The sequence below is a fragment of the Marinobacter sp. M3C genome, assembly GCF_023311895.1.
In the GTDB taxonomy this organism is placed as follows: Bacteria; Pseudomonadota; Gammaproteobacteria; order Pseudomonadales; family Oleiphilaceae; genus Marinobacter.
The window spans coordinates 2,279,783-2,300,190 of the sequence record NZ_CP092284.1 but is presented as its reverse complement, the minus strand read 5'-3'; the positions used below and the strand labels follow the sequence as shown (position 1 = coordinate 2,300,190).

The window sequence follows — 20,408 nt, the reverse complement described above, 5'->3', positions numbered from 1 at the left end:
TTTGACACCGAATGGACATGATGCCGCCTGGTGCAAGACCACCAAAAGTAGGGATAGACTGTATATAAAAGCGACTTATTCGAATGTCTGAATAATGTGGATATTTATTACTCGGCGATGCCCTACGTTGGCTTGCAGCTTTTCGGTCTTGCATTGGTTGTCGCCTTTCCGAGCATTGCGCTGTGGCTACCCGGCTTGTTGTTTTAAAAAACGCACCGCCTGCTTTGCAGGTAGTAAAAATAAAAAAGGGGAGAACGATATTGTTCTCCCCTTTTTTATTTTTAACGGGCCATTATTGCAGAATACTGGTTTCAGGCAGTTCCTTGCTGTTGCATGACTGCAGTGATGATCGGCACAGGCGTCATCAGGTGTTCGCGCATCATCTTCTCGGCCTCTTCTTTGCGGCGTGCAAGAGTAACCTCCACAAGCGCAGCGTGCTCTTGGCGTTTTTTTTCTAAGGCCTCGCTGGAAAAAACAGTTTCTTTTAGCCAGACATGGCGATAGCGCTGAACTTTATCAAAAAGGCCGTCGCGCACTTTCATAAGCTGAGGAGAACGGCAGCCGCAAACCAGAGCGATATGGAATTGGCTATGGCGGGCATCCCATACTTCCAGCAGTGAGCCGGGGGTATGGGTTTCACTCAGTTTAGCGAGCTGATAGTTTCGGGCCAATATGTCCGCTTCCCAGTTGTCATCACCCCGTTCAATCGCCAGGCCAAGCATCATGGCTTCCAGCTCTGCGCGCGCATCGTAAATATCATGCAATTCTGCAAGCGACATTGGAGAAACGCGATAGCCTCTCTGGCTGATGGCCACGACTAATTGCTCGGCTACCAATTGCGACAAGGCTTCGCGTAGCGGCCCGATACCGAGGTCGTAGCGCTCCTTCAAGATGCTCATACGTAGCTTCTCGTCGGGGTGGAACTGACCCTTGATAATGTCATTCTTTAGCAGCTTGTAAGCGCGGACACCGAGGTTCTCTCTGATATCCGCCTGCTCTTCTTGGCGTGTGTTCAGATTCATGGTTAACAGGTTCGAAAAATTGACCTCAAATCATAGCATAAATCGATTGAAAGCAGTGGAGTGGACTCATCGGTCCAGCAGTTCCACCCAATGCTGTACCGGCACCTTTGCCTTGGTTTCCAGATGCAGCTGGCAGCCAATATTGGCGGTGACGATGCGGTCAGGTTGGTCCAGGGTCAGCGCTGCGAGTTTGTTCTTCAACAGCTTCTGGCTCATTTCCGGCTGCATGATCGAGTAGGTGCCCGCGGAACCGCAGCACAGGTGTTTGTCTTTGGTTTTGGCCAGGTTAAAACCGACTTTGGTCAGAACCTGTTCCACCAGGCCATTTTTCTGCATGGCGTGCTGCAGGGTGCAGGGGCAGTGGAAGGCTATTTTGTCGGCGGATGCCTGCAGATCGAGCTTTTCCAGATCTTCGGCCAGCAACACTTCACTGATGTCTTTCATCAGTTCACTGACGCGCTTGGCTTTTTGGGCGTACACCGGGTCGTCGCGAAGCAGGTGGCCGTAGTCTTGCACCATGGCGCCACAGCCGGAGGCGGTCATTACAATGGCTTCGGCCCCGGCTTCAATGGCGGGCCACCAGGCGTCGATGTTGTTGCGCATGAAGTTTAAACCTTCCTCATGGGCCGACAGGTGATAACTGACGGCACCGCAACATCCGGCTTTCGGAGCCTCTACCAGAGTAATTCCAAGCTTGTCCAGCACTCGCGCCGTTGACGCATTGGTCGTGGGGGCAGCGGAGGATTGTGCGCAACCGGCCAGCCCCATCATCACCCGAGGGTGTCTGGCAGTGGGCCAGGGTGAGGCCTTGCGTCGCGGCGGCACCTTGGATTTCAGGGCCTCTGGAAGCAGGGGCCTGAACGTTTGCCCAAGCGCCAGCAGCGGCCCGAATCGGCTGCTGTACGGCAATATTTTTCGCAATGCCAGCCGCATTAACCGCTCGTTACGCGGGCGTTCCAGCTTTTCCTCAATCACGCCACGGCCAATATCTATCAGACGACCGTATTGGACACCGGAGGGGCAGGTGGTTTCGCAGGCGCGGCAGGTCAAGCAGCCGTCCAGATGGTCGCGGGTTTTGCTGGTGACTTCAGCGCCTTCCAACAGCTCCTTAATCAGGTAGATGCGACCCCGAGGGCCGTCACGTTCGTCATTGAGTTCTTGATAGGTCGGGCAGGTTGCGGTGCAAAAACCGCAATGGACGCAAGCCTGCAATATGGATTCGGCTTCCAGGCCTTCCGCAGTGTTCTGAAATTCAGCAACAAGGTTGGTCTTCATTAAGCACCTGCTAGGTTACAACCAGCTGTAGAGCCGCCCGGGATTAAAAAGGGCGTCTGGATCAAAGGAATGTTTCAGTCGTTTCTGGATGGCTTGCAGGGCGGGCTGCTGGTGGTGCATGACTTCGCCGGTGCGGTCACCGCCGCGATACAGGCTGACCTGTCCGCCGGCTTTCTCGGCATGGGCTTCCATGGTGGCCATTTCGCCATCGCCACGGTACCAGCGTTGGGAGCCAGCCCAGTCCAGCAGCCAGGGGCCTGTTAGCGGTGGCGTTGCCGCGGTGGAGTTTATGGAGAAACGCCAAAGCGGTTGCTCGCCCGCAAAGAATTCTAATTGCTGATTGCGCAATTGTTGCCAGAAGGTGTTGCCGTCTGCCATTACCGGTATATCCCACTGCTTGGCCGTGGCTTCCACCGCAGAGTGGGCGCCGGACAGTCGTAAATACAGCGTACCATCCAGCCAACAGGCGCCGGACAAAGGCTTGGGCTCGGCGGCCCGGGCGCTCATAAAACGTATGGCTTCGGAATGCTCCATTTCCCGTGACAGGGTCAGGGTGATTGCCGGTCTGGGTAAAACCTTCAGGCTGATTTCTGTCATGACGCCAAGCGTGCCCATGGCGCCTGCCTGGGTGCGTGAGACGTCGTAGCCCGCAACGTTTTTCATCACCTGACCGCCAAAACGCAGCCTCTCGCCTTTGCCGTTAATCAGATTCACGCCCAGTACCTGGTCACGCACCGAGTTCCACCAGGGTCGGCCCGGGCCGGACTGGTTGCAGGCCAGGGTGCCACCGATGGTGGAGCGGTCGCTAAAGTACGGCGGCTCGAACGACAGCATCTGGTTTTTCTCGGCCAGTGCGGTTTCGATTTCGCTCAGCGGCGTGCCAGCGCGAACGGTTAAAACCAACTCCAGCGGCTGGTAGTCAACAATACCGCTATGGCCGCCAACGTCCAGTTGCTCGGCGTTGATCTTGCGGCCCATGAACTGCTTGCTGCCACCGCCCACAATGGCCAGTTTGCGGCCCTGGCTACGGGCTTCGTTGATCTGTTGCTGAAGGTGCTTGGTGATGTCAGGCATGCTGCATTTCCGGGGCCTGTGGTTTGGCGTTAATGGCTCGGTATTCCTGGCAATTGCGCAGGGTGGGTACGCCCTTGCCCGGGTTCAAGGTTCCCTGAGGGTCGAAGGCGCTTTTGACGGCATTTAGCTGTTCAATTTCGGGGTCCGTAAACTGCATGGGCATCTGGCGGATTTTCTCTACGCCAACACCGTGTTCGCCGGTAATGCAGCCGCCCACTTTAACGCAAAGCTCTAGGATGTCGCTGCCAAAGGCTTCTGCGCGCTCCAGTTCGCCCTCTTTGTTGGCATCAAACAGGATCAGCGGGTGCAGGTTGCCGTCACCGGCGTGAAATACGTTGGCGACGCGCAGGCCAAATCGCTTTGACATGTCTTGCATCTCGTTCAGTACTTGACCGAGGTGCGCCCTGGGAATAGTGCCGTCCATGCAGTAGTAGTCCGGAGAAATTCGGCCCATGGCAGGAAAGGCGTTCTTGCGGCCTTTCCATAGCAGAGCCCGTTCGGCATCGTCTTTTGAGGTACGAATGGAGGTGGCGCCAAAATCCCGGAACAGGGCTTCGGCTTTTTCGATGTGTTCCTGTACTTCTTCCTTGGTACCGTCTACCTCGCACAGCAGTAGGGCGGCGGCTTCCACCGGGTAGCCCGCGCCGGTAAAGGCTTCTACGGCTATGATGGCATGGCTGTCCATCATTTCCAGCCCGGCGGGGATGATGCCCTGGGCAATAATGCCGCCGACAGCCGCGCCTGCTTCATCAACCGTGCCGAACCCAGCCATAATGACCCGCGCAATTTCCGGGGTTGGCAACAGCTTTACCTGTACTTCGGTAATGATTCCCAGCAGGCCTTCAGAGCCGGTAATCAGCGCCAGCAGGTCCATGCCACAGCTGTCCAGGCCATCGCTGCCGATCACCACACGCTCACCGTCTACGGTAACCATCTCGACGCTGAGAATGTTGTGGGTGGTTAGCCCGTATTTAAGGCAATGCACACCGCCGGAGTTTTCACCCACATTGCCGCCGATGGTGCAGGCGATCTGGGAGGATGGGTCTGGACCGTAGTAGAGATCATAGTCGGCGGCGGCTTCACTGATGGCCAGGTTACGCACGCCGGATTGCAGACGCGCCGAACGCGCAAGCGGATCGATGTGCAGAATGCGGTTGAACTTGGCGAGCGACAACACCACACCGCCAGCGTCGGGCATGGCGCCCGCACTCAGGCCGGTGCCAGCGCCGCGGGCGACCACCGGAATTCCGTACTGGTGGCACAGGCGCATTACCTGCTGCACCTGTTCTACGGTCTCTGGCAGCACCACCAGCAGCGGCATAACGCAATACATTGACAGGCCGTCACACTCGTAGGGCTTGAGCGTTTCTTCGTCGGTAATGACGAATTGTGGATCAATGAATTCCCGAAACATCTTTGCCAACTCGGCTTTGCCAGGCTTGCTGGCGGCAGTGTTTAACGGTTTTCTGTCAATGTTCATTACGCAACTCCGGCCCTGTGTGGGGCAGTCCTGTTTACGGGGCAGTTCTATTTATAACTACGTTATGTTCACCGTAAAGTGCTGTTACCAGTACAGTGCTGTTCACAATGAAGCGCTATGCACGACCAGAATTGAGGTGATCAATACCGGCCTGGGCACAATCCATATCCTGTTGCGGTGAACCGGAGCTTAGGCCAATGCCGCCAACCACTTCGCCGTCTACAACAACAGGCAGACCGCCACCGACCACGCACAAACGCCCGCCCTGCGAGGTATGAATACCGAATACCAGATTACCGGGTACGCAGGCGGCGTTGTATTCGTGGGTAGCCTTGCGGGCGGCGGCGGCGGTGTAAGCCTTGTCTTGAGCGACGATCACACTGCTGATTTTGCCGCCATCCATACGCTCAAAAGCGATCAGGTTACCGGACTCGTCGGTAATGGCAATACACATCGGGATGCCGATTTCCCGAGCCTTGGCGGCGGCGCCTTCGATCAACAGGCGGGCGTCTTGCTGGTCCAGTCTTTTCAGTGTGATCATTTTATATTTTCCTTAAATGGTTGAGTTGGCCGCTAGTTAGCGGCCTCGATTTTCTTAGGTGCCAGCCGTCAGCCGTATACCAGATTCGGCAGATAGGTGACGATGGCCGGGAAGACTATACACAGAAACAGACCGAGTGCCTGCAGCCCCAGGAACACCAGTGCTGACCGGAAGATGGTTGCCATCGAGATTTCCGGGGGGCACACCCCGCGGATATAGAAGAGCGCATACCCGAAGGGCGGACTCAGGAACGACATCTGCATATTCACCAGATACAACACCCCGAACCAGAGCACCACGTCTGAGCTATCAATGCCTGGCAAGCCGAACAGACCGTCGAAGGTCAGTGCTTCAACAATAGGAATGAAGATCGGCACGGCCAGCAAGAGGATGCCCACCCAGTCCAGGAACATGCCCAGAACCACCAACAGCAGCATCAGGAGGAACAACACGGCGTACGGAGACAGGCCAATGCCCAGGATGGTTTCAGTGATGAACACCTGGCCACCTTGCAGGATGTAGAAGCCTACAAACACCGAGGCGCCGAACATGATCCACAGCACCATGGCAGAGGCTTTGGTGGTGGTAACAGACGCATCCCGCAGCGCAGCAATAGACAGTGCGCCGTGTTTCCAGGCCACAATCATGGCGCCGAATGAGCCAATACCCGCAGCTTCCACCGGTGTTGCCACGCCGCCAAACAATAGGCCCAGCACCAGAAATACCAGAATCAGAGGCGCGATCAGGCTTTTCAGCAGACGCAGTTTTTCACCCATGGAAATGCGTTCTTCCAGTGGCACCGGCGGCCCGAGTTTTGGGTTAATCCAGCTACGAATCAGCACGTAACCGATATAGGTGGATGACAACATGATGCCTGGAACGATTGAACCGAGGTACAGCTCGCCTACGGATTGCTGGGCAACCACGGCGTAAAGAATGGCCAGAATTGAGGGTGGGATCAGAATGCCCAGCGTGCCGCCAGCCATGATCGAACCCAGTGCGATCTTGTGATCGTAACCGCGTTTTAGCATGGCAGGCAAAGCAATGATGCCCATGGTAACCACCGCGGCACCGATAACACCGACCATCGCAGCCAGAATGGTAGAGGCCAAAATAGTGGCTACCGCAAGGCCGCCACTCAGGCCGCCCATCCATTTATAGACCACACTGAACATTTCCTCGATCAGCCCCGCTCGTTCCAGCATAGAGGCCATGAAGATGAACAGAGGAATGGCCGCTAGGTCAGAGTTGGTCATCATCGGGAAAATACGGCTTGGCACAATGTTGAGCATCGCCGCGTCGCCGACCAGGTAAACAAACATCACACCCAGACCACCGGTCACGAACGCCAGCGGCAAGCCCATCATCAGGGCAACCATTAACGAGCCGAACATCAGGTAGGTCAGTGGCCCGATTTCAATATTGGACAGGCTTCCAGCAAAGCGAAACAGGAAAAAATCGTCACTGTAAGGGTCGAAAAACAGAATGTTGATCATTTCGATACAAATAATAAAACCGATCCCGAGAGTTGCCAGGATCATCAGCCAGGTGCCCAATTTACCGATAAGAGGGTTCTTCGGCGCAGGGTTGGCGTTGGCTGTTTGAGTGGTCATTCAGATGCCTCCCGGCCAAGACGAATAAAGACTGAAATGTCTTTCAGCAGTTTTGAGATACCGGCCAGTAGAATTAGCACCGAACCCAGCAACATAACGCCTTTGACCGGCCAGTACTGAATTCCCCAGGTTTCAACGGTGGTTTCGCCCATAGAGTACGCATTAGTGAAGTAGGTCCAGGAGGTTAGTATCAGTACCAGCGCAAACATGAAGAAGAACATAGATGTAAAAATATCCATGCCCACCCGTCCGCGCACAGGCAAATAGTTGTAGACCACGTCTACCCGCACGTGGGAGCCGTTTAACAGGGCGAAACCGCCCGCAAGCAAGTACTGCATGCCCAGTAGCAGGAAGCTGGCCTCATGCACCCAGATGGTCGGCATATTGAAGACGTAACGCATGATGACTTCGAAGAAATAGAAGCACACCGCATTAACGGTCCAGAATGAAATAAACAGGCCTGTTTTGTCGCTCATCCAGTCTACTGAACGGGTAAACAGGTTTTCGTCTGAGGGCCGGTAGGCAAGTGCGGAGGGCTCTTCCTGAAGTTCCCCGCCAACCGGAATGTCGGTTTTTGTATCGAGTTTCGGGTTGGCACGGCGCGGGCGATCCAGTGCAATCATGATAAGCGGCATTACCGCAAGCCAGCCCCAATACAGCCAATGCGGCATTACAAAGCCAAAGCCTTCCAGATCAGACATGATGAACTACCTCTGGTTATACCCAGATGTTGTAATGAAAAAAATAGGGGAGAGCGAGCGCTCTCCCCTGAGTTGTGCGGGCGTGTTACTTCAGGCCCTTGATGTCGTCTTCGCTAACGTAACCAACGATGTCATTCATCATGTATGCGAGCTGAATATCGAAGATGGCTCGGGCGTCTTCGTCTTTGTTGGCCCAACGGAACCAAGCCGGAATCGCCGCGCGACGGAATTTTTGCAGGTCTTCCTGGCTCAGGCGGGATACGGTGGTTCCCGCTTCCTTGAACTTTTTCATAGCTTCGATGTTACGGGCTTGAATGGCGAGATAGTGCTTCTGGGAATAAATACGGACTTCGTCTTCAACCAGTTGCTGAAGTTTCGGGTCGAGGGCGTTCCATGCTCGCAGGTTGATGGTCAGGTCCATTAGGTCTACTGGTTGGTAAACCGACATGACGCCCGGAGGGCCCATCAAGATGTTGTCGGTGACCTGAGCAAAGCCCAGTTCCCAATTAACGGCGGGCCCCACATAGTCGGCCGCATCGATAGTACCTTTTTCCAATGCAGGGAAAATATCTGAGCCGGGCAGGCTGACCGACGACACGCCGAATTCGGCAAACACTTCCGCCACCATGCCACCGGGAAGGCGCATTTTTAGACCTTTGAGGTCTTCAAGGCTGTTAACTGGCTCTTTGGAGTGAATGATGTTGGCGTCGTGCTGGATAGGGCCGACATAGAACAGGCCGAATTTTTCATAGATTTCGCGGGTTTTTTCCAGCATGCCCAAGGCGTAGAACATGGTGTCCCACTGGTGTGGTTGATCAGGACCTCCAGGGTACGACGTCATAAATACCGAGGCCGGGATTTTGCCAGACCAGTATATAGTAAACGGGTTCATGCCTTGCAGTACGCCATTACGCACGGCATCGAACAGGCCATTGTTGTCGGCCGCAACCGCTTTGGCAGGAAAGCAGGTGAACTTGAGCTCGCCGCCACTTTTTTCTTCCATGCCGTCACACCAGCCTTTGAACAGGTCATAACCGACAGTGCCAGCGTCCCAAACGGACTGAATTTTCCAGGTGGTCGCTGCCTGAACGCTGCTGGCCAGCAATGTTGCACTGATGGCGGCGGACACCGCGAGGGTTTTTAGGAAGCCGCGACGATGTACCGCGCCTTCGTTCTCGATCTTGTGGTTGTTGTCAGTCATCGAAGAAACTCCAGATGCAGGGCTTTGTTGTTGTTGGAACCACTCTGTAGGATGAGCGCCAAACGAATTATTCGTGAGCACTTCACATTACAAGGTGACTTTCACATAGTTTATGGTTCGAAACGGCATTCAAGTCTAGTTTTTTGCTAACTGGTCAGACCAGTTTTTGTGGACAGGCACGCAGGCATCAGCCATATTCTTTGTCAGGCGCGCTATCCGCTAACCTAAACTTTTTTTCATGGGAGGCTGGTCTGACCAGTTGATTTCAGTGATGCAGGAAAAACCCATTCCCATGTCCCGGGCGGTCGCGTACCGCCTTGAACAACTGATTCTCGACGGCAGTCTTGCGCCAGAGCAGATGATTCCCTCCGAACGGCAGTTGGCAAGCCGTTTTGGGGTTTCTCGCGCCATCGTTCGGGAAGCCCTTCATGAGCTTCAGGGCAGGGGCATCATCCGAACACAGCATGGCAAAGGTTCCTTCGTGTCGCATATGGTGCCGGAGCCCGAGGGCAACGGCCCCTTGATGCAGATGTTCATGGAGCACTCCCGCACCCTTTATGATCTGTTCGATGTGCGACAGGAATTGGAGGGAAAGGCCGCGTATCTGGCGGCAGAACGCGCCACAGAAAAAGACCAGTACCAGATTACCAAAGCCTTCGAAGCAATGGAGAAAGCCGATCCGCTCACCAATGCGGACCTCGACCATGCTTTTCATCGGGCCATAGTGAACGCTTGCCATAACCCGGTGCTGATTCACGTGCTCAACAGCTTGAAAGACCTCATGTTGAACTCGGTGCAGGCGTCGGTGGCCAATCTTAGCCACCGGGATGCATTCAAGCAGCAGATCGACAAACATCACCGCCAGATCTACCATTCAGTCATCAGCCGGCAATCCAAGTGGGCCCAAAAGGCGGCTATGGCGCATGTGGCTCATGTTGCTGAAGCGCTCAGAGCCATCGAAACGCAGGAGCATGGGCTGATCCGTGCTTCCATTACGCCGTCTGCTTTTCGCCAAACCTGATATTTCTGGATGACATTCAATGCAGTTAATTAATGGAATCACTCTGCTTCTGATTTACCAGCTGGCAGGTGAAGTTAGCGTTCGGTTGCTGGGGTTGCCGGTGCCAGGTCCGGTCATGGGCATGGTCATGCTCTTTATAACGTTGATGATACGGGGCCGGATGGCCAAAGCCGTTGAGCCCGCGTCTACTGCTCTTCTGGGTCACCTTTCGCTGTTGTTCGTGCCAGCGGGTGTGGGGCTTATTGTGCATTTTAGCCGCCTTGGCAACGAGTGGTTGCCCATCAGTGTCACCCTTTTGCTCAGTACCATTATTACCATGGCGGTCACCGCTTTGGTGATGCAGTGGGTAACCCGGCTGACTGCCAGGCGGGGGCCGAGCCATGATTGAACCGGATCTGACACGAATATGGGTTTATCTGTCGGCGTCACCCCTTCTGGGTTTGACCATGACCCTGGTGGCCTACAGCCTGGCGCACCGCCTTTACCTGCGCTCGGGTTCCAATCCTTTGCTCAACCCGGTGGTTACATCGGTCACGGCGCTCATACTGTTTCTGCTGGCGACGGATACGTCCTACGATGATTACTTTGATGGCGCCCAGTTCGTGCACTTTCTGCTGGGCCCCGCCACCGTAGCGCTGGCGATTCCTCTGTACCAGCAATTCAACAAGCTGAAACAGGTGTGGCTGCCGGTCACCGTGGCGTTGGTAACCGGGGTGGTCGTTGGCGCGTTCAGCTCGGTGGCCATTGCCCGGCTGCTGGGCGCGAGCCTTGAAACCCAGTTGTCGCTGGCCCCCAAATCAGTAACGGCCCCGGTGGGTATGGCGATATCGGAACAGATCGGAGGCCTGCCTTCGCTCACGGCAGCTTTGGTGGTGGTGACCGGCATTATTGGCGCCGTTATTGGCTCGAAATTGTTCGATTTAATGGGTATTCGAGACGACAGCGTGAAAGGTATTGCCATGGGTATGACATCCCACGGTATTGGCACCGCCCGGGCGTTTCAGGTCAGCGCCCAGATGGGCGCGTTCTCCGGTCTTGCAATGGCGCTATCGGCTTTCCTCTACTCGGTTTTTCTGCCATGGATGTTGAGTATTACCGGTGTGCTTGGCTGAACGCACCCACTTCGATTAGATATCGGTTGGCCTTAATAATGCTGGTGGTTACGCCCGAATTTACCGAAGAGTTACGGGCAATGGGCGGGTCGTCCGCATTACGGTAAGCTTCGGAGTTGTGGAAGTGAGTATCGCCATCGAATTGTCGAAGAACCCTGTCAACTGAGCAGATGAAACCGGGGACAGATTTCAAATCTGTCCCCTATTGAAGTTCCCCGATCCCCATACTTATGTTTCCTGGCCGTGAGTTCGCCGTGACGGCTCCGGCTGCCACTCAATAAACCCCAAGACCCCTTGGCTGCGTTAACTTTTCGGTTTCCATGCTGTTATTGATGAGCCGTTGCTCTGACTGCGACGGCCGAGCCCCTCAGACATTCCGCTTGGCTATTTAAGGTCATCCTTTCCATCGTTCGATTATCGTCAATATTTTCTAAAAGTTCATTTTTTAAAAAACTAAATTACTAATTTTAAAGATTAATTAAAAAAATAGTATTTTGTATTTTGAAATTTAAGAAAACTGGCTTATGGTTTTTCAACGCATCGTTTTTCTTGCCCGTATAGCAAGATCGTTTCAAAAAACCGCAGCGAAGGAAATCTCACTATGATAAAAACAACACGTCTAACTCGTCACTGCTGTACTTGGTTAATGGCTCTAGGGCTCAGCACACCGCTATTGGCCAGCGCCGAAAACCTGCGCTTTGGAGGAAACTTCCCGAGCGATCACTCCAGCAGTCAGGCCATGGAGATTTTCAAGAAAGAGCTGGCCAGCCGCACCGATGGCGACGTTACCGCCCAGCTCTTTCCCAACATGCAACTGGGCGGCGCAAGCGAGAACATCGATCAGGTGAGTTCCGGAGCCGTCATGGGCACTTGGGTGGGCATAGCTTACCTGTCGCGAATAGTGCCAGAATTTGAGGCACTAAGCCTGCCGTTCGCCTTCGACAATCGCGAAGATGCCTTTCGCGTCATCGACGGCGAAGTGGGCAATATGCTCGATAAGAAATTGGCCGAAAAGGGCTTTACCGCCCTTGGCTATATGGAACTTGGCTTTCGCAATATCACCAACAATGTGCGACCGATTGCATCTAAAGCGGATTTTGAAGGGCTCAAGATTCGCCTGCAACCCAACCAGACCCACCTCGATACTTTCCGCGCCCTGGGTGCCAACCCCGTGTCCATGGGCATAAAGGAAGTTTACGGCGCGCTCCAGCAGGGCGTAATCGACGGTCAGGAAAATCCTTATAGCGTCATCGCCACACGGCGTCTCGACGAGGTGCAAAAGTATCTTTCTGATAGCCGCCACTTCTACGACTACATCGTTATCATTGCCAACCTGAAAAAATTCAAATCTCTCAGCGAAGACCAACAGCAAGCTGTTAAGCAAGCCATGGATGTCGCTGTTGAGTGGCAGCGCAGCAGAGCTGCCGAGGAAGCCGACACCGCACGTCAGCAGCTGATCGATCGTGGCATGGAATTCACCTCCCTTTCGTTGAAGGCTCGCGAAGAGCTGAGAAAAGCAACCCAAGGTGTGGTCGATGAATTGAAAGAAAAAATCGACGCGGAAATAGTCGAAAGCGTGCAAGCAGCGTTGAACAAATGAAACCTAAAACGCCCTGGCTGGAAGCGCATTCTTCCAGCCCGGCGCAACGTCGCTTTCTTGTGGCGATACTGGCGATCGATCGCACATCCTATTATGCAATCATTCTGGCCATGGGCCTGATGACGCTACTGGTATCGGCCCAGGTGTTTGCTCGTTTCGTGCTATCCACCTCAATCGACTCAGCGGATGAGCTATCGCGCTTGTTCTTCGTCTGGGCGATCTTTCTGGCCATTCCACACGGCATTAAGATCGGCATACACGTAGGTATTGACGCGGTAGCCAGCTTATTTTCCGAGACGTTTCAGCAGTATTTGTCTCGTTTAATGGCGTTGGCCAGCGCCGCTTTGATGTTGATCTTGGTATGGCTGTCGCTGGGAGCGGTGGGGGACAAATGGCAACAACTGATGCCCACCATTCCGGTGACCGCGGCCGTTTTTTATATCGCCGTGTTGATTAGTGCCGGGCACAGTCTGCTGCACCTGATCGTGCAAATTTTTCAAATCGAACCGTTGCCCAGCGCTCCCGCCGCGAGTGAGGAAGGAGAGACCTCATGACTTTAGCCATTATCATCACTTTCTTAGTTCTCGCCTTGCTGCGCATGCCGCTTGCCTTTGCCCTCGGCCTGGCCTCGCTGGTCGGGCTTTTCATCGGTGATATGGATTTTTCGGTCATGCCCCAGCGCATGATGCACTCCATCGACAACTTTCCATTAATGGCGATCCCGCTCTTTATGCTGGCCGGTGAATTGATGGTCGCCGCAGGCATTCTGCAACGCCTGGTTGACTTTGCTAACTCGCTGGTCGGCCGTGTGCACGGCGGTCTGGCCCACGTGGCGATTGTTGCGGGTATGGTGCTTGCTGCCGTCAGCGGCGCCGCCGTGGCCAGTGCCAGTGCCTTGGGCAGCGCCCTGATACCTTCTATGCGCGAGAAATATGGCACAGGATACAGCAGCGCGGTGGTGGCCTCTGCCGCCAACCTCGGGGCCATCATTCCACCCAGCAACGTCATGATCGTCTATGCGCTGATGGCAGGCTCGAGTGTCTCGGTCGGCGGACTGTTCATGGCCGGTGTGGTGCCGGGCATCATTCTGGCGGTCGGTTTCATGGGGCTTGCCTCGTTCATTTCAGCACGTCGGCGCTATCCCCTGAGCGAAGGCAGCATGGGGCTGAAGCATGTCCTCATCCAGACTTGGCGCGCTTTGCCAATCCTTTTGATGCCCGTTGTGATCGTCGGCGGCATCGTTGCCGGCGCTTTCACCGCTACCGAAGGCGCAGCGATTGCCGTGGTCTATTCGCTAATAATGGGTTTTTTCGTCACACGCCAATTACGGCTTTCCGATCTGCCCAAGGCCATGTTCAAAGCTGCGGTAACGGCTGCCATGGTCGGTGCTTTGATCGCTTTCGCTTCGACCATAACCTTCGCCTTCACCATTGACTTAATACCCATGCAGTTGGCCAATTGGCTGCAGGACTTCACCTCTGATCCGATGACTTTTTTGTTGTTGGTCATGGGTATATTGATCCTGGTAGGCATGTTCATAGAATCGAATGCCGCATTTATCATGCTGGTACCGCTGCTGGCGCCGATTGCCCTGTCCTACGGGATTGACCCTTTGCTGTTCGGCTTCCTGTTCGTGATGAATCTGGTCGTCGGCATGATGACACCACCCGTGGGCGTACTGCTGTTCGTGATGTGTGGTATTTCGAAGATCAGCCTTAATGAATTGATGAAAAGCGCTTGGCCTTTCATTGTTTTCCAGTACCTGGTGCTGGCAGCATGCATGCTTTTCCCCGACATCGTGACCTGGTTGCCCAGAACACTTGGTTATTGAAACAAACCAGACACCTTCGTATATACGAACCAAAGAGCCTGCCATGAAACTGCTAGTCATCAATCCCAATATTTCCCCAGACGTGACTCGCCTGATAGAGAATGAGGCCTCTCGCAGCATTCGCTCAGCAACCGAATTGACCATGGCCACCGCCCGTTTCGGCGTGGCTTATATCGAAACCCGGGCAGAAGCATTGATCGGCGGCTACGCTGCCATGCAAATCGCCGCGGAACTTTACCAGCAGCACGATGCAATCGTAGTCGCCGCTTTCGGCGACCCTGGCCTTGAAGCCTTGCGCGAGATCATGCCGATTCCTGTGGTGGGCATGACCGAGGCAGCGTTGATGAGTGCTTGCCAGCACGGTGGACGCTTCTCGGTCATCGCCATTTCGCAGCGTATACAGGCCTGGTACCGCGAATGCATCGCTTCCTACGGTCTAGAAGGGCGTCTGGCGAGCATCCGCGCCCTGGACGAGCCGTTGCAGCATATCGGCCGGGTACAGGAAAACCAGGGCGAGCGCCTGATCGAACTCGGCCGCCGCGCGGTAGAAGAAGATGGCGCCGACGTGCTGATTCTCGCCGGTGCCCCTCTTGCCGGTCTGGCCCGCTCAGTGGCCGACCGAATTTCGGTACCGGTCCTCGACGGTGTGACCTGTGCCGTGATTCAGGCTCAGGCCATGGTAGACATGGCAGTCAAGACGCCCTCCGCTGGTAGCTACACCCAACCCCCGGCCAAACCATGCAAAGGCCTTGGTTCCTCGCTTGCCGCATTGGTGGGCCGCCAACCTATGGATGAACCATTCACTTGATCACCAAGCGTTTATGCAAAGTGCTTATTCGCACTACGAGCTATATTCCGTGATCCAGACCGTGGTTTCGCCGCTGGCTGGTATGCCGATCGAGGCAAGCCGTATCGATCTCAATGACGATACCGCATCGGTCATTTTTGCGTATCGGCCGGATCGCCTGAAGCTGATCTGCGACACAGATACGAACTTTACGTTGGGCCGCGATTTCAAATACACCGATGCCAACTCGATCTTCGCGGCCGCCATGCTGAGTGCTGCCGCAGCAAGCCTCTTCAGGGATCTCATTTAACTATTTATCAGGAGGTTCTGCGAATGAGCACAACCAACAACACTCCCCTAACATCTGACACCGCTGAAACGGTGCTTCATCCGCGCCGCATTCAATTTACTTCTCTGGCACAGGGAGCTTATCAGATACTGCAGCAGATGATCGTTCATGGTGAGCTGGCTCCCGGTGCACGCATCGTTGAGCCGGCGCTGTGCGAACAACTTCAGATTTCTCGAACCCCGCTCCGCGAAGCGATCCGCATGCTGGCCAGCGACGGTCTGGTCGCAAGGCGGCCCAACCGAAACGCTGTGGTGACACTCATCGATTCCCAGGAGCTCGAATATCTGTTCGAGACTGAAGCCGGTATCGAAGGCCTTGCCGCGGAGCTAGCCGCGAGCCGAATGACCAACACCGACCTCAAGCAGCTGGAAACAATGCAGGAGCGGCTAGAGAAACTTCAAGCGAAAGGCGATCGCGCCGCTTATTTTACGCTCAACCAACGTATCCATGCCCTGCTAGTGGCCGGGGCCAAGAACCCGGTGTTGGAAGAAACTCACCGGCACTTGCTTGGTCGCCTTGAGCGGGCCCGTTATCTGGCTTTGAATAGTATCGACCGCTGGCAGGAGTCTACCGACGAACACCGTGCCATTCTGGAGGCGCTCAAGGATCGCAACGGTGAACTCGCTCAACGTCTGTTATCTGATCACGTTCGGCATACCGGCGAAGCGATTACTAGTAGCAACCGCTAGCGTGAGGATTTCCCATAGAGCCTTGGGTGATCGGGCCGCGCATCACCGCTGCTATTTTTCAAATCTAAAGGGAGGCTTTCATGCAGAAACACAACGATTTTAAAGTGCGTATGTTTGTTAATGGTCAGGCGCTGGCTGGCGGTTCCATAAATTTCGCGCTGGAAGACGGATCGGGGTCATTGAGCATGTGCCTAAGAGCGTCGGCGATGAGCCTGCCGGCCGTAGTCGATATCACGGCAAGCGGCGGTTGGCTTGTCTATTTGAAAAATCGACAGTCGAAGCTCTGAAACAAAGGCTGAATCTGTATCGAACGTATTTTTTGGCGGGATAAGACGTGCCGCCAGGACAGTATTCACAACGAAAATAAAGGCAGCAACATCATGCAGAACTTCGACACATTGATTATAAACGGCCGAATTATTACCGCTGTAGACTGCTACTACGCCGATATCGGCATCAGGGCGGGGCGCATCGTGGCACTCGGTCATCAGCTGGGCACGGCCGCTGAAGTCATCGATGCTGAAGGGTTATGGGTGTTGCCCGGCGGCATCGACGCGCACTGCCATCTGGATCAACCGCTCAGCGATGGCGCGGTAATGGCTGACGGCTTTTACACCGGTACGCGTTCGGCGGCTTGCGGTGGCACCACCACTGTGATGCCATTTGCAGCCCAGCAGAAGGGACAGAGCCTACGTGCAGCGGTAGAAGATTATCATCGGCGCAGCGATGGCCAAGCTTTCATCGACTACGCTTTTCACATGATCGTCAGCGATCCTACCGAAACGGTGTTGAAAGACGAGCTACCGGCGCTGATCAAGGAGGGCTACAGCTCTTTCAAAATCTACATGACCTACGATGACCTCAAGCTCAACGATCGCGAGATTCTCAAAGTTCTGGCGCTGGCGCGTCGCGAAGGCGCCATGGTGATGATCCATGCGGAAAACGCCGACTGCATCGCCTATTTGACCGAGATCCTCACTGAGAGCGGTAACACCGGGCCTTATTATCATAGCGTGGCACATTCGAGCATTGGCGAGCGTGAGGCATCCCACCGCGCGATCTCACTGGCAGAGCTGGTTGATGTGCCGGTACTGATCGTGCACGTTTCCGGCACCGAGACCATTGAGCAGATTCGCTGGGCACAGAACCGGGGGTTACGCGTCTATGGTGAGACGTGCCCGCAGTATTTGATGCTTACGGCTAAGGATCTGGATCGCGACGGGTTCGAAGGTGCCAAGTATGTATGCAGCCCGCCACCCCGAGACCCGGCAGCCCAAGAAGCGGTCTGGCAAGGGCTCGAATCTGGAGTTTTCCAGGTGTTTTCATCGGACCATGCGCCGTTCCGCTTCGAGGACCCCAAGGGTAAGAAGCTAAACGGTGAACATGCTCATTTTGAACACATCCCAAACGGCATTCCCGGTCTCGAGACACGCCTGTCGATCCTGTTTTCTGAAGGGGTGGTGAAAGAGCGTATCGACGTTACCCGCTTCGTGGCGCTGACCGCGACCAACCCCGCCAAAATCTACGGGCTTTATCCACGCAAGGGCACCATTGCGATCGGCAGCGACGCCGATCTGACATTGTGGGACGCGACGGCGAAAAGCACCATACGCAACGCCGATCTGCATCATGCCGTGGACTATACCCCTTACGAGGGGCTTGAGCTGACCGGCCGCCCAATGCTGACACTTTGCCGTGGCCAAGTCGTATCCCGGGCCGGCAAGCCCGAGGGCGAGGCCGGTTACGGTGAGTTTCTCAAGTGCGACACACCACAGCCGGCGCGTCCACGGGGCAACGCCAAGGGGTTCTGAATATGACGCATGACGAGATCATAACCGCCGGCGCCCAACGTCTGATCGAGGCCTACGAGCGACACACTCAGATCCCGCTGCCCGAGGATATTCCGCTGACCGAAGTGCAGGACGCCTATGGCATTCAGGAGCGGGTGTCGGCGTATTTAGGTACGCCCTCAGGCTGGAAACTCGGTGGCATTATCAAAGGCGAAGCGCCACGATTCTCGCGGTTGTTTAGTGAACACAGCCGCCACTCGCCGGCGCGCCTTGCGCGGAAAGACTATCATAGGGTGTTTCTCGAACCGGAGCTGGCCGTCGTGCTGGGGGGCGACTTACCGGCGCGGGGCGCACCCTACACATTGGAGGAGATAGCCGCCCAAGTTGCCACCCTGCACGCTGCGATCGAGGTGGTCGATAGCCGTTTTGAACGCTGGCCCGATGTGCCGCCATTATGGCAACTCGCCGATGGACTGAGTCATGGCGGCTTCGTGCTGGGCAGCGGCGTTGATGGTGGAAACTTGCGGCAGATGAAGGACGCCGCCTATCGCTTGTCGCTAGATGGCGACATCGCCTTGTCGGGCCGTGGTGAACACCCCGGCGGCGATCCCGCACTATTGTTGATGCAGATGATCAACACCCGTATTGCCGCCAGTGGTGTGGGGTTTCAGGCAGGTGAAGTGATCACTACCGGCACCTTTAATGGCGTGCTGGAAATGCAGCGCGGCCAAAGTGCTCGATTAGTGTTCGAGGCAATAGGCGAGGTGGAGTTGACTCTTGACTGAAAACGGGATGGGTTGAAACACGCTATTTTCAGGTGTGCGCCCTTGTTTTAAAGAGCTACCTAAATTATTTTAGAGCGAGTGATCAAAAACTCAAACCAATAATAGCCTCTGGTCGCGAAAAAATCAGCCAGCCAGAGATGGAGCCTTCTTATATGATCCGTTTCTATTTCCATCCGACCCCCAATCCGGCCAAGATCGCGCTCTTCCTGGAAGAAGCCGGTCTGGATTACGAGGTAATACCGACCGACACCAGTAAAGGCGAGCAACACACCCCCGAGTTCCGAGCCATCAACCCCAATGGCAAGGTGCCCGCGATTGTGGATACCGACGGCCCGGGTGGAAACGCCGTGCGGGTTTTCGATTCCACCGCCATTTTACTGTATCTCGCCGAGAAAACCGGGCGCTTTAATGGCGCGCCAGAAGATCGCGGGGAACTGCTGTCTTGGCTTTCTTTCATCGGCACGGGCCTTGGTCCCTTCTCCGGTCAGGCGGTGCACTTTCAACTCGCGGCTCCGGAAAAACTACCCTACGTTATCAACCGCTATCGTCGGGAAGCCGAACGTCACTACCAAGTACTGGAAGATCACTTGAACGGCCGGGAATACATCGTTGGCAATGACTATTCTATCGCTGACATGTCCGCCTGGGGCTGGATCAACATGGCGGAGCGTGTGTTTTCAGGCGACGATAACCCACTGGCGGCATTTCCCAATATCAAGCGTTGGTTCGAGCTTATCGAAGACAGGCCAGCGGCGAGTCGCGCACGTCTGGTCGGCACTGACCACCCGTTCAAGAAAGAGCGGGACGAAGAGACGCTGCGTGCACTCTTTCCGTCGAACTATTAATCTACCGTCCGGTCGGTAGGTTTTTATCTTGAGCTGAGACGGATACAACAGCATCTCAATGCGTCGCTTTTTCCGACGACTGACGGCTGCGATTTCCTTAACCGGCGGTCGGCTATTTTGTCCCAGAATACTTCGGCGTCGCCGGTAACTTTGTCCCACTCTTCTTTGGGCAGTGACGTGAGCTCAAGCTTCCCGCCTTCTACACGGAGTTTTGCTTCTCCCGCCCAGTACCATACGTTGCGGTAATAGTGTGACTGGTCGATTGTGGACCGGAAGAGCGCCTGCAGATGTGGCGGCACCTTGTTCCAGCTTTCAGTGTTGGCAAAGTAAAAGCCACACCATGCACCGGTTATCGAATTGGTGAGTGCGTAGTTGCAAACGTCTGCCCAGCCAACTTCATAGGCCTCTGTGAAACCGCACCAGGCCACGCCATCAAGCTCGCCGGTCTGCAGTGCTACTTCAACGTCATCCCAGGGCACAGTCACTGGAATCAATCCGTACTGTGACAGGAACTTACCCGCTGTTGGTACACCGAAAACGCGTTTGCCTTTCATGTCGACGGGCGAGGCCATGGTAGCGTCGTCAGACTGAAAAGCATCGATCGTGCCGCGTTGCATGGCTCGAAAAAGCTCCACTTTATGGGCTTCGTCCGAGCGACCTCGAAATGACCTTTGGCACAGGTGCTTTTCTGC

General features: G+C 55.1%; 22 protein-coding genes and 1 pseudogene. 13 read left to right on the top strand and 10 right to left on the bottom strand.

Translation table 11 applies throughout. From position 1 onward, the window contains the following. Positions 1–311: 311 nt before the first annotated feature. The 8 genes from csiR to dctP form a co-directional block, all read right to left on the bottom strand. Complete coding sequence (gene csiR / locus MIH18_RS10710) at positions 312–1,022, bottom strand: DNA-binding transcriptional regulator CsiR (protein WP_249014533.1); 711 nt, start codon at positions 1,020–1,022, stop codon at positions 312–314. Positions 1,023–1,088: 66 nt separating this feature from the next. Beyond that, positions 1,089–2,297, bottom strand: a complete 1,209-nt coding sequence (glcF, locus tag MIH18_RS10705; protein ID WP_249014532.1) for a glycolate oxidase subunit GlcF — start codon at positions 2,295–2,297, stop codon at positions 1,089–1,091. A gap of 15 nt (positions 2,298–2,312) precedes the next feature. Next, the gene (gene glcE, locus MIH18_RS10700; protein WP_249014531.1) at positions 2,313–3,371 is read right to left on the bottom strand and encodes a glycolate oxidase subunit GlcE; all 1,059 of its coding nucleotides are present in this window, start codon (positions 3,369–3,371) and stop codon (positions 2,313–2,315) included. Continuing rightward, complete coding sequence (locus MIH18_RS10695; protein ID WP_249007318.1) at positions 3,364–4,851, bottom strand: FAD-linked oxidase C-terminal domain-containing protein; 1,488 nt, start codon at positions 4,849–4,851, stop codon at positions 3,364–3,366. The genes glcE and MIH18_RS10695 overlap by 8 nt, the downstream gene beginning before the upstream one ends. 115 nt (positions 4,852–4,966) lie before the next feature. Next, complete coding sequence (locus MIH18_RS10690) at positions 4,967–5,392, bottom strand: heme-binding protein (protein WP_249007319.1); 426 nt, start codon at positions 5,390–5,392, stop codon at positions 4,967–4,969. A 68-nt stretch (positions 5,393–5,460) separates the two neighbouring features. Beyond that, entirely contained in the window at positions 5,461–7,005 is a 1,545-nt protein-coding gene (locus MIH18_RS10685) for a TRAP transporter large permease subunit (protein WP_249014530.1), read from the bottom strand. Then, a complete protein-coding gene (locus tag MIH18_RS10680; RefSeq protein WP_249007321.1) occupies positions 7,002–7,706 on the bottom strand; it encodes a TRAP transporter small permease subunit in 705 nt (234 codons plus the stop codon). The genes MIH18_RS10685 and MIH18_RS10680 overlap by 4 nt, the downstream gene beginning before the upstream one ends. An 85-nt stretch (positions 7,707–7,791) precedes the next feature. Beyond that, positions 7,792–8,907 (bottom strand): TRAP transporter substrate-binding protein DctP, encoded by a 1,116-nt coding sequence (dctP, locus tag MIH18_RS10675; protein ID WP_249007322.1) that lies wholly within the window; start codon positions 8,905–8,907, stop codon positions 7,792–7,794. 292 nt (positions 8,908–9,199) lie between these two features. On the opposite strand from dctP, the gene MIH18_RS10670 reads away from it, so the two are divergent. From MIH18_RS10670 to MIH18_RS10660, 3 genes are read left to right on the top strand one after another with little or no spacing between them, the layout of a single operon-like run. Beyond that, complete coding sequence (locus tag MIH18_RS10670; protein WP_249007323.1) at positions 9,200–9,928, top strand: FCD domain-containing protein; 729 nt, start codon at positions 9,200–9,202, stop codon at positions 9,926–9,928. Positions 9,929–9,947: 19 nt separating this feature from the next. Then, the gene (locus tag MIH18_RS10665) at positions 9,948–10,316 is read left to right on the top strand and encodes a CidA/LrgA family protein (RefSeq protein ID WP_249007324.1); all 369 of its coding nucleotides are present in this window, start codon (positions 9,948–9,950) and stop codon (positions 10,314–10,316) included. Further along, entirely contained in the window at positions 10,309–11,040 is a 732-nt protein-coding gene (locus MIH18_RS10660) for an LrgB family protein (RefSeq protein WP_249007325.1), read from the top strand. Before MIH18_RS10665 ends, MIH18_RS10660 begins: the two co-directional genes overlap by 8 nt. Here MIH18_RS10660 and MIH18_RS10655 read toward each other — a convergent pair. Continuing rightward, positions 11,021–11,233: a hypothetical protein gene (locus MIH18_RS10655; RefSeq protein ID WP_249007326.1), complete on the bottom strand. Its 213-nt coding sequence runs from the start codon at positions 11,231–11,233 to the stop codon at positions 11,021–11,023. The two genes, MIH18_RS10660 and MIH18_RS10655, sit on opposite strands and share 20 nt — an antisense overlap. Before the next feature lie 408 nt (positions 11,234–11,641). On the opposite strand from MIH18_RS10655, the gene MIH18_RS10650 reads away from it, so the two are divergent. The 10 genes from MIH18_RS10650 (at position 11,642) to MIH18_RS10605 (ending at position 19,716) form a co-directional block, all read left to right on the top strand. Further along, positions 11,642–12,640, top strand: coding sequence for a TRAP transporter substrate-binding protein (locus MIH18_RS10650; protein WP_249014529.1), 999 nt, complete (start codon positions 11,642–11,644; stop codon positions 12,638–12,640). Further along, entirely contained in the window at positions 12,637–13,194 is a 558-nt protein-coding gene (locus tag MIH18_RS10645; protein WP_249007328.1) for a TRAP transporter small permease, read from the top strand. Before MIH18_RS10650 ends, MIH18_RS10645 begins: the two co-directional genes overlap by 4 nt. Then, entirely contained in the window at positions 13,191–14,471 is a 1,281-nt protein-coding gene (locus MIH18_RS10640; RefSeq protein ID WP_249014528.1) for a TRAP transporter large permease, read from the top strand. Before MIH18_RS10645 ends, MIH18_RS10640 begins: the two co-directional genes overlap by 4 nt. 43 nt (positions 14,472–14,514) lie before the next feature. Next, a complete protein-coding gene (locus MIH18_RS10635; protein ID WP_249007330.1) occupies positions 14,515–15,279 on the top strand; it encodes an aspartate/glutamate racemase family protein in 765 nt (254 codons plus the stop codon). Between the two features lie 49 nt (positions 15,280–15,328). Continuing rightward, positions 15,329–15,568 (top strand): hypothetical protein, encoded by a 240-nt coding sequence (locus tag MIH18_RS10630; protein ID WP_249014527.1) that lies wholly within the window; start codon positions 15,329–15,331, stop codon positions 15,566–15,568. Between the two features lie 23 nt (positions 15,569–15,591). Continuing rightward, positions 15,592–16,296, top strand: a complete 705-nt coding sequence (locus tag MIH18_RS10625; RefSeq protein WP_249014526.1) for a GntR family transcriptional regulator — start codon at positions 15,592–15,594, stop codon at positions 16,294–16,296. 80 nt (positions 16,297–16,376) lie between these two features. Next, complete coding sequence (locus MIH18_RS10620; protein WP_249007333.1) at positions 16,377–16,583, top strand: hypothetical protein; 207 nt, start codon at positions 16,377–16,379, stop codon at positions 16,581–16,583. Positions 16,584–16,676: 93 nt separating this feature from the next. Continuing rightward, entirely contained in the window at positions 16,677–18,107 is a 1,431-nt protein-coding gene (gene hydA / locus MIH18_RS10615) for a dihydropyrimidinase (RefSeq protein ID WP_249014525.1), read from the top strand. A 2-nt stretch (positions 18,108–18,109) separates the two neighbouring features. Further along, complete coding sequence (locus MIH18_RS10610) at positions 18,110–18,871, top strand: fumarylacetoacetate hydrolase family protein (RefSeq protein WP_249007335.1); 762 nt, start codon at positions 18,110–18,112, stop codon at positions 18,869–18,871. Between the two features lie 152 nt (positions 18,872–19,023). Next, on the top strand, positions 19,024–19,716 hold the full coding sequence (locus tag MIH18_RS10605) for a glutathione S-transferase N-terminal domain-containing protein (protein WP_249007336.1): 693 nt from the start codon (positions 19,024–19,026) through the stop codon (positions 19,714–19,716). Positions 19,717–19,739: 23 nt separating this feature from the next. On the opposite strand, the pseudogene MIH18_RS10600 reads toward MIH18_RS10605, so the two are convergent. Further along, a pseudogene (locus tag MIH18_RS10600) lies at positions 19,740–20,348 on the bottom strand (hypothetical protein); the annotation flags it as partial. Positions 20,349–20,408: the final 60 nt, after the last annotated feature.

Excerpts from the sequence above, each read along its gene's own strand:
- csiR (WP_249014533.1), bottom strand. The coding sequence starts at position 1,022 with ATGAATCTGAACACACGCCAAGAAGAGCAGGCGGATATCAGAGAGAAC.
- glcF (WP_249014532.1), bottom strand. The coding sequence starts at position 2,297 with ATGAAGACCAACCTTGTTGCTGAATTTCAGAACACTGCGGAAGGCCTG.
- glcE (WP_249014531.1), bottom strand. The coding sequence starts at position 3,371 with ATGCCTGACATCACCAAGCACCTTCAGCAACAGATCAACGAAGCCCGT.
- MIH18_RS10695 (WP_249007318.1), bottom strand. The coding sequence starts at position 4,851 with ATGAACATTGACAGAAAACCGTTAAACACTGCCGCCAGCAAGCCTGGC.
- MIH18_RS10690 (WP_249007319.1), bottom strand. The coding sequence starts at position 5,392 with ATGATCACACTGAAAAGACTGGACCAGCAAGACGCCCGCCTGTTGATC.
- MIH18_RS10685 (WP_249014530.1), bottom strand. The coding sequence starts at position 7,005 with ATGACCACTCAAACAGCCAACGCCAACCCTGCGCCGAAGAACCCTCTT.
- MIH18_RS10680 (WP_249007321.1), bottom strand. The coding sequence starts at position 7,706 with ATGTCTGATCTGGAAGGCTTTGGCTTTGTAATGCCGCATTGGCTGTAT.
- dctP (WP_249007322.1), bottom strand. The coding sequence starts at position 8,907 with ATGACTGACAACAACCACAAGATCGAGAACGAAGGCGCGGTACATCGT.
- MIH18_RS10670 (WP_249007323.1), top strand. The coding sequence starts at position 9,200 with ATGTCCCGGGCGGTCGCGTACCGCCTTGAACAACTGATTCTCGACGGC.
- MIH18_RS10665 (WP_249007324.1), top strand. The coding sequence starts at position 9,948 with ATGCAGTTAATTAATGGAATCACTCTGCTTCTGATTTACCAGCTGGCA.
- MIH18_RS10660 (WP_249007325.1), top strand. The coding sequence starts at position 10,309 with ATGATTGAACCGGATCTGACACGAATATGGGTTTATCTGTCGGCGTCA.
- MIH18_RS10650 (WP_249014529.1), top strand. The coding sequence starts at position 11,642 with ATGATAAAAACAACACGTCTAACTCGTCACTGCTGTACTTGGTTAATG.
- MIH18_RS10645 (WP_249007328.1), top strand. The coding sequence starts at position 12,637 with ATGAAACCTAAAACGCCCTGGCTGGAAGCGCATTCTTCCAGCCCGGCG.
- MIH18_RS10640 (WP_249014528.1), top strand. The coding sequence starts at position 13,191 with ATGACTTTAGCCATTATCATCACTTTCTTAGTTCTCGCCTTGCTGCGC.
- MIH18_RS10635 (WP_249007330.1), top strand. The coding sequence starts at position 14,515 with ATGAAACTGCTAGTCATCAATCCCAATATTTCCCCAGACGTGACTCGC.
- MIH18_RS10625 (WP_249014526.1), top strand. The coding sequence starts at position 15,592 with ATGAGCACAACCAACAACACTCCCCTAACATCTGACACCGCTGAAACG.
- MIH18_RS10620 (WP_249007333.1), top strand. The coding sequence starts at position 16,377 with ATGCAGAAACACAACGATTTTAAAGTGCGTATGTTTGTTAATGGTCAG.
- hydA (WP_249014525.1), top strand. The coding sequence starts at position 16,677 with ATGCAGAACTTCGACACATTGATTATAAACGGCCGAATTATTACCGCT.
- MIH18_RS10610 (WP_249007335.1), top strand. The coding sequence starts at position 18,110 with ATGACGCATGACGAGATCATAACCGCCGGCGCCCAACGTCTGATCGAG.
- MIH18_RS10605 (WP_249007336.1), top strand. The coding sequence starts at position 19,024 with ATGATCCGTTTCTATTTCCATCCGACCCCCAATCCGGCCAAGATCGCG.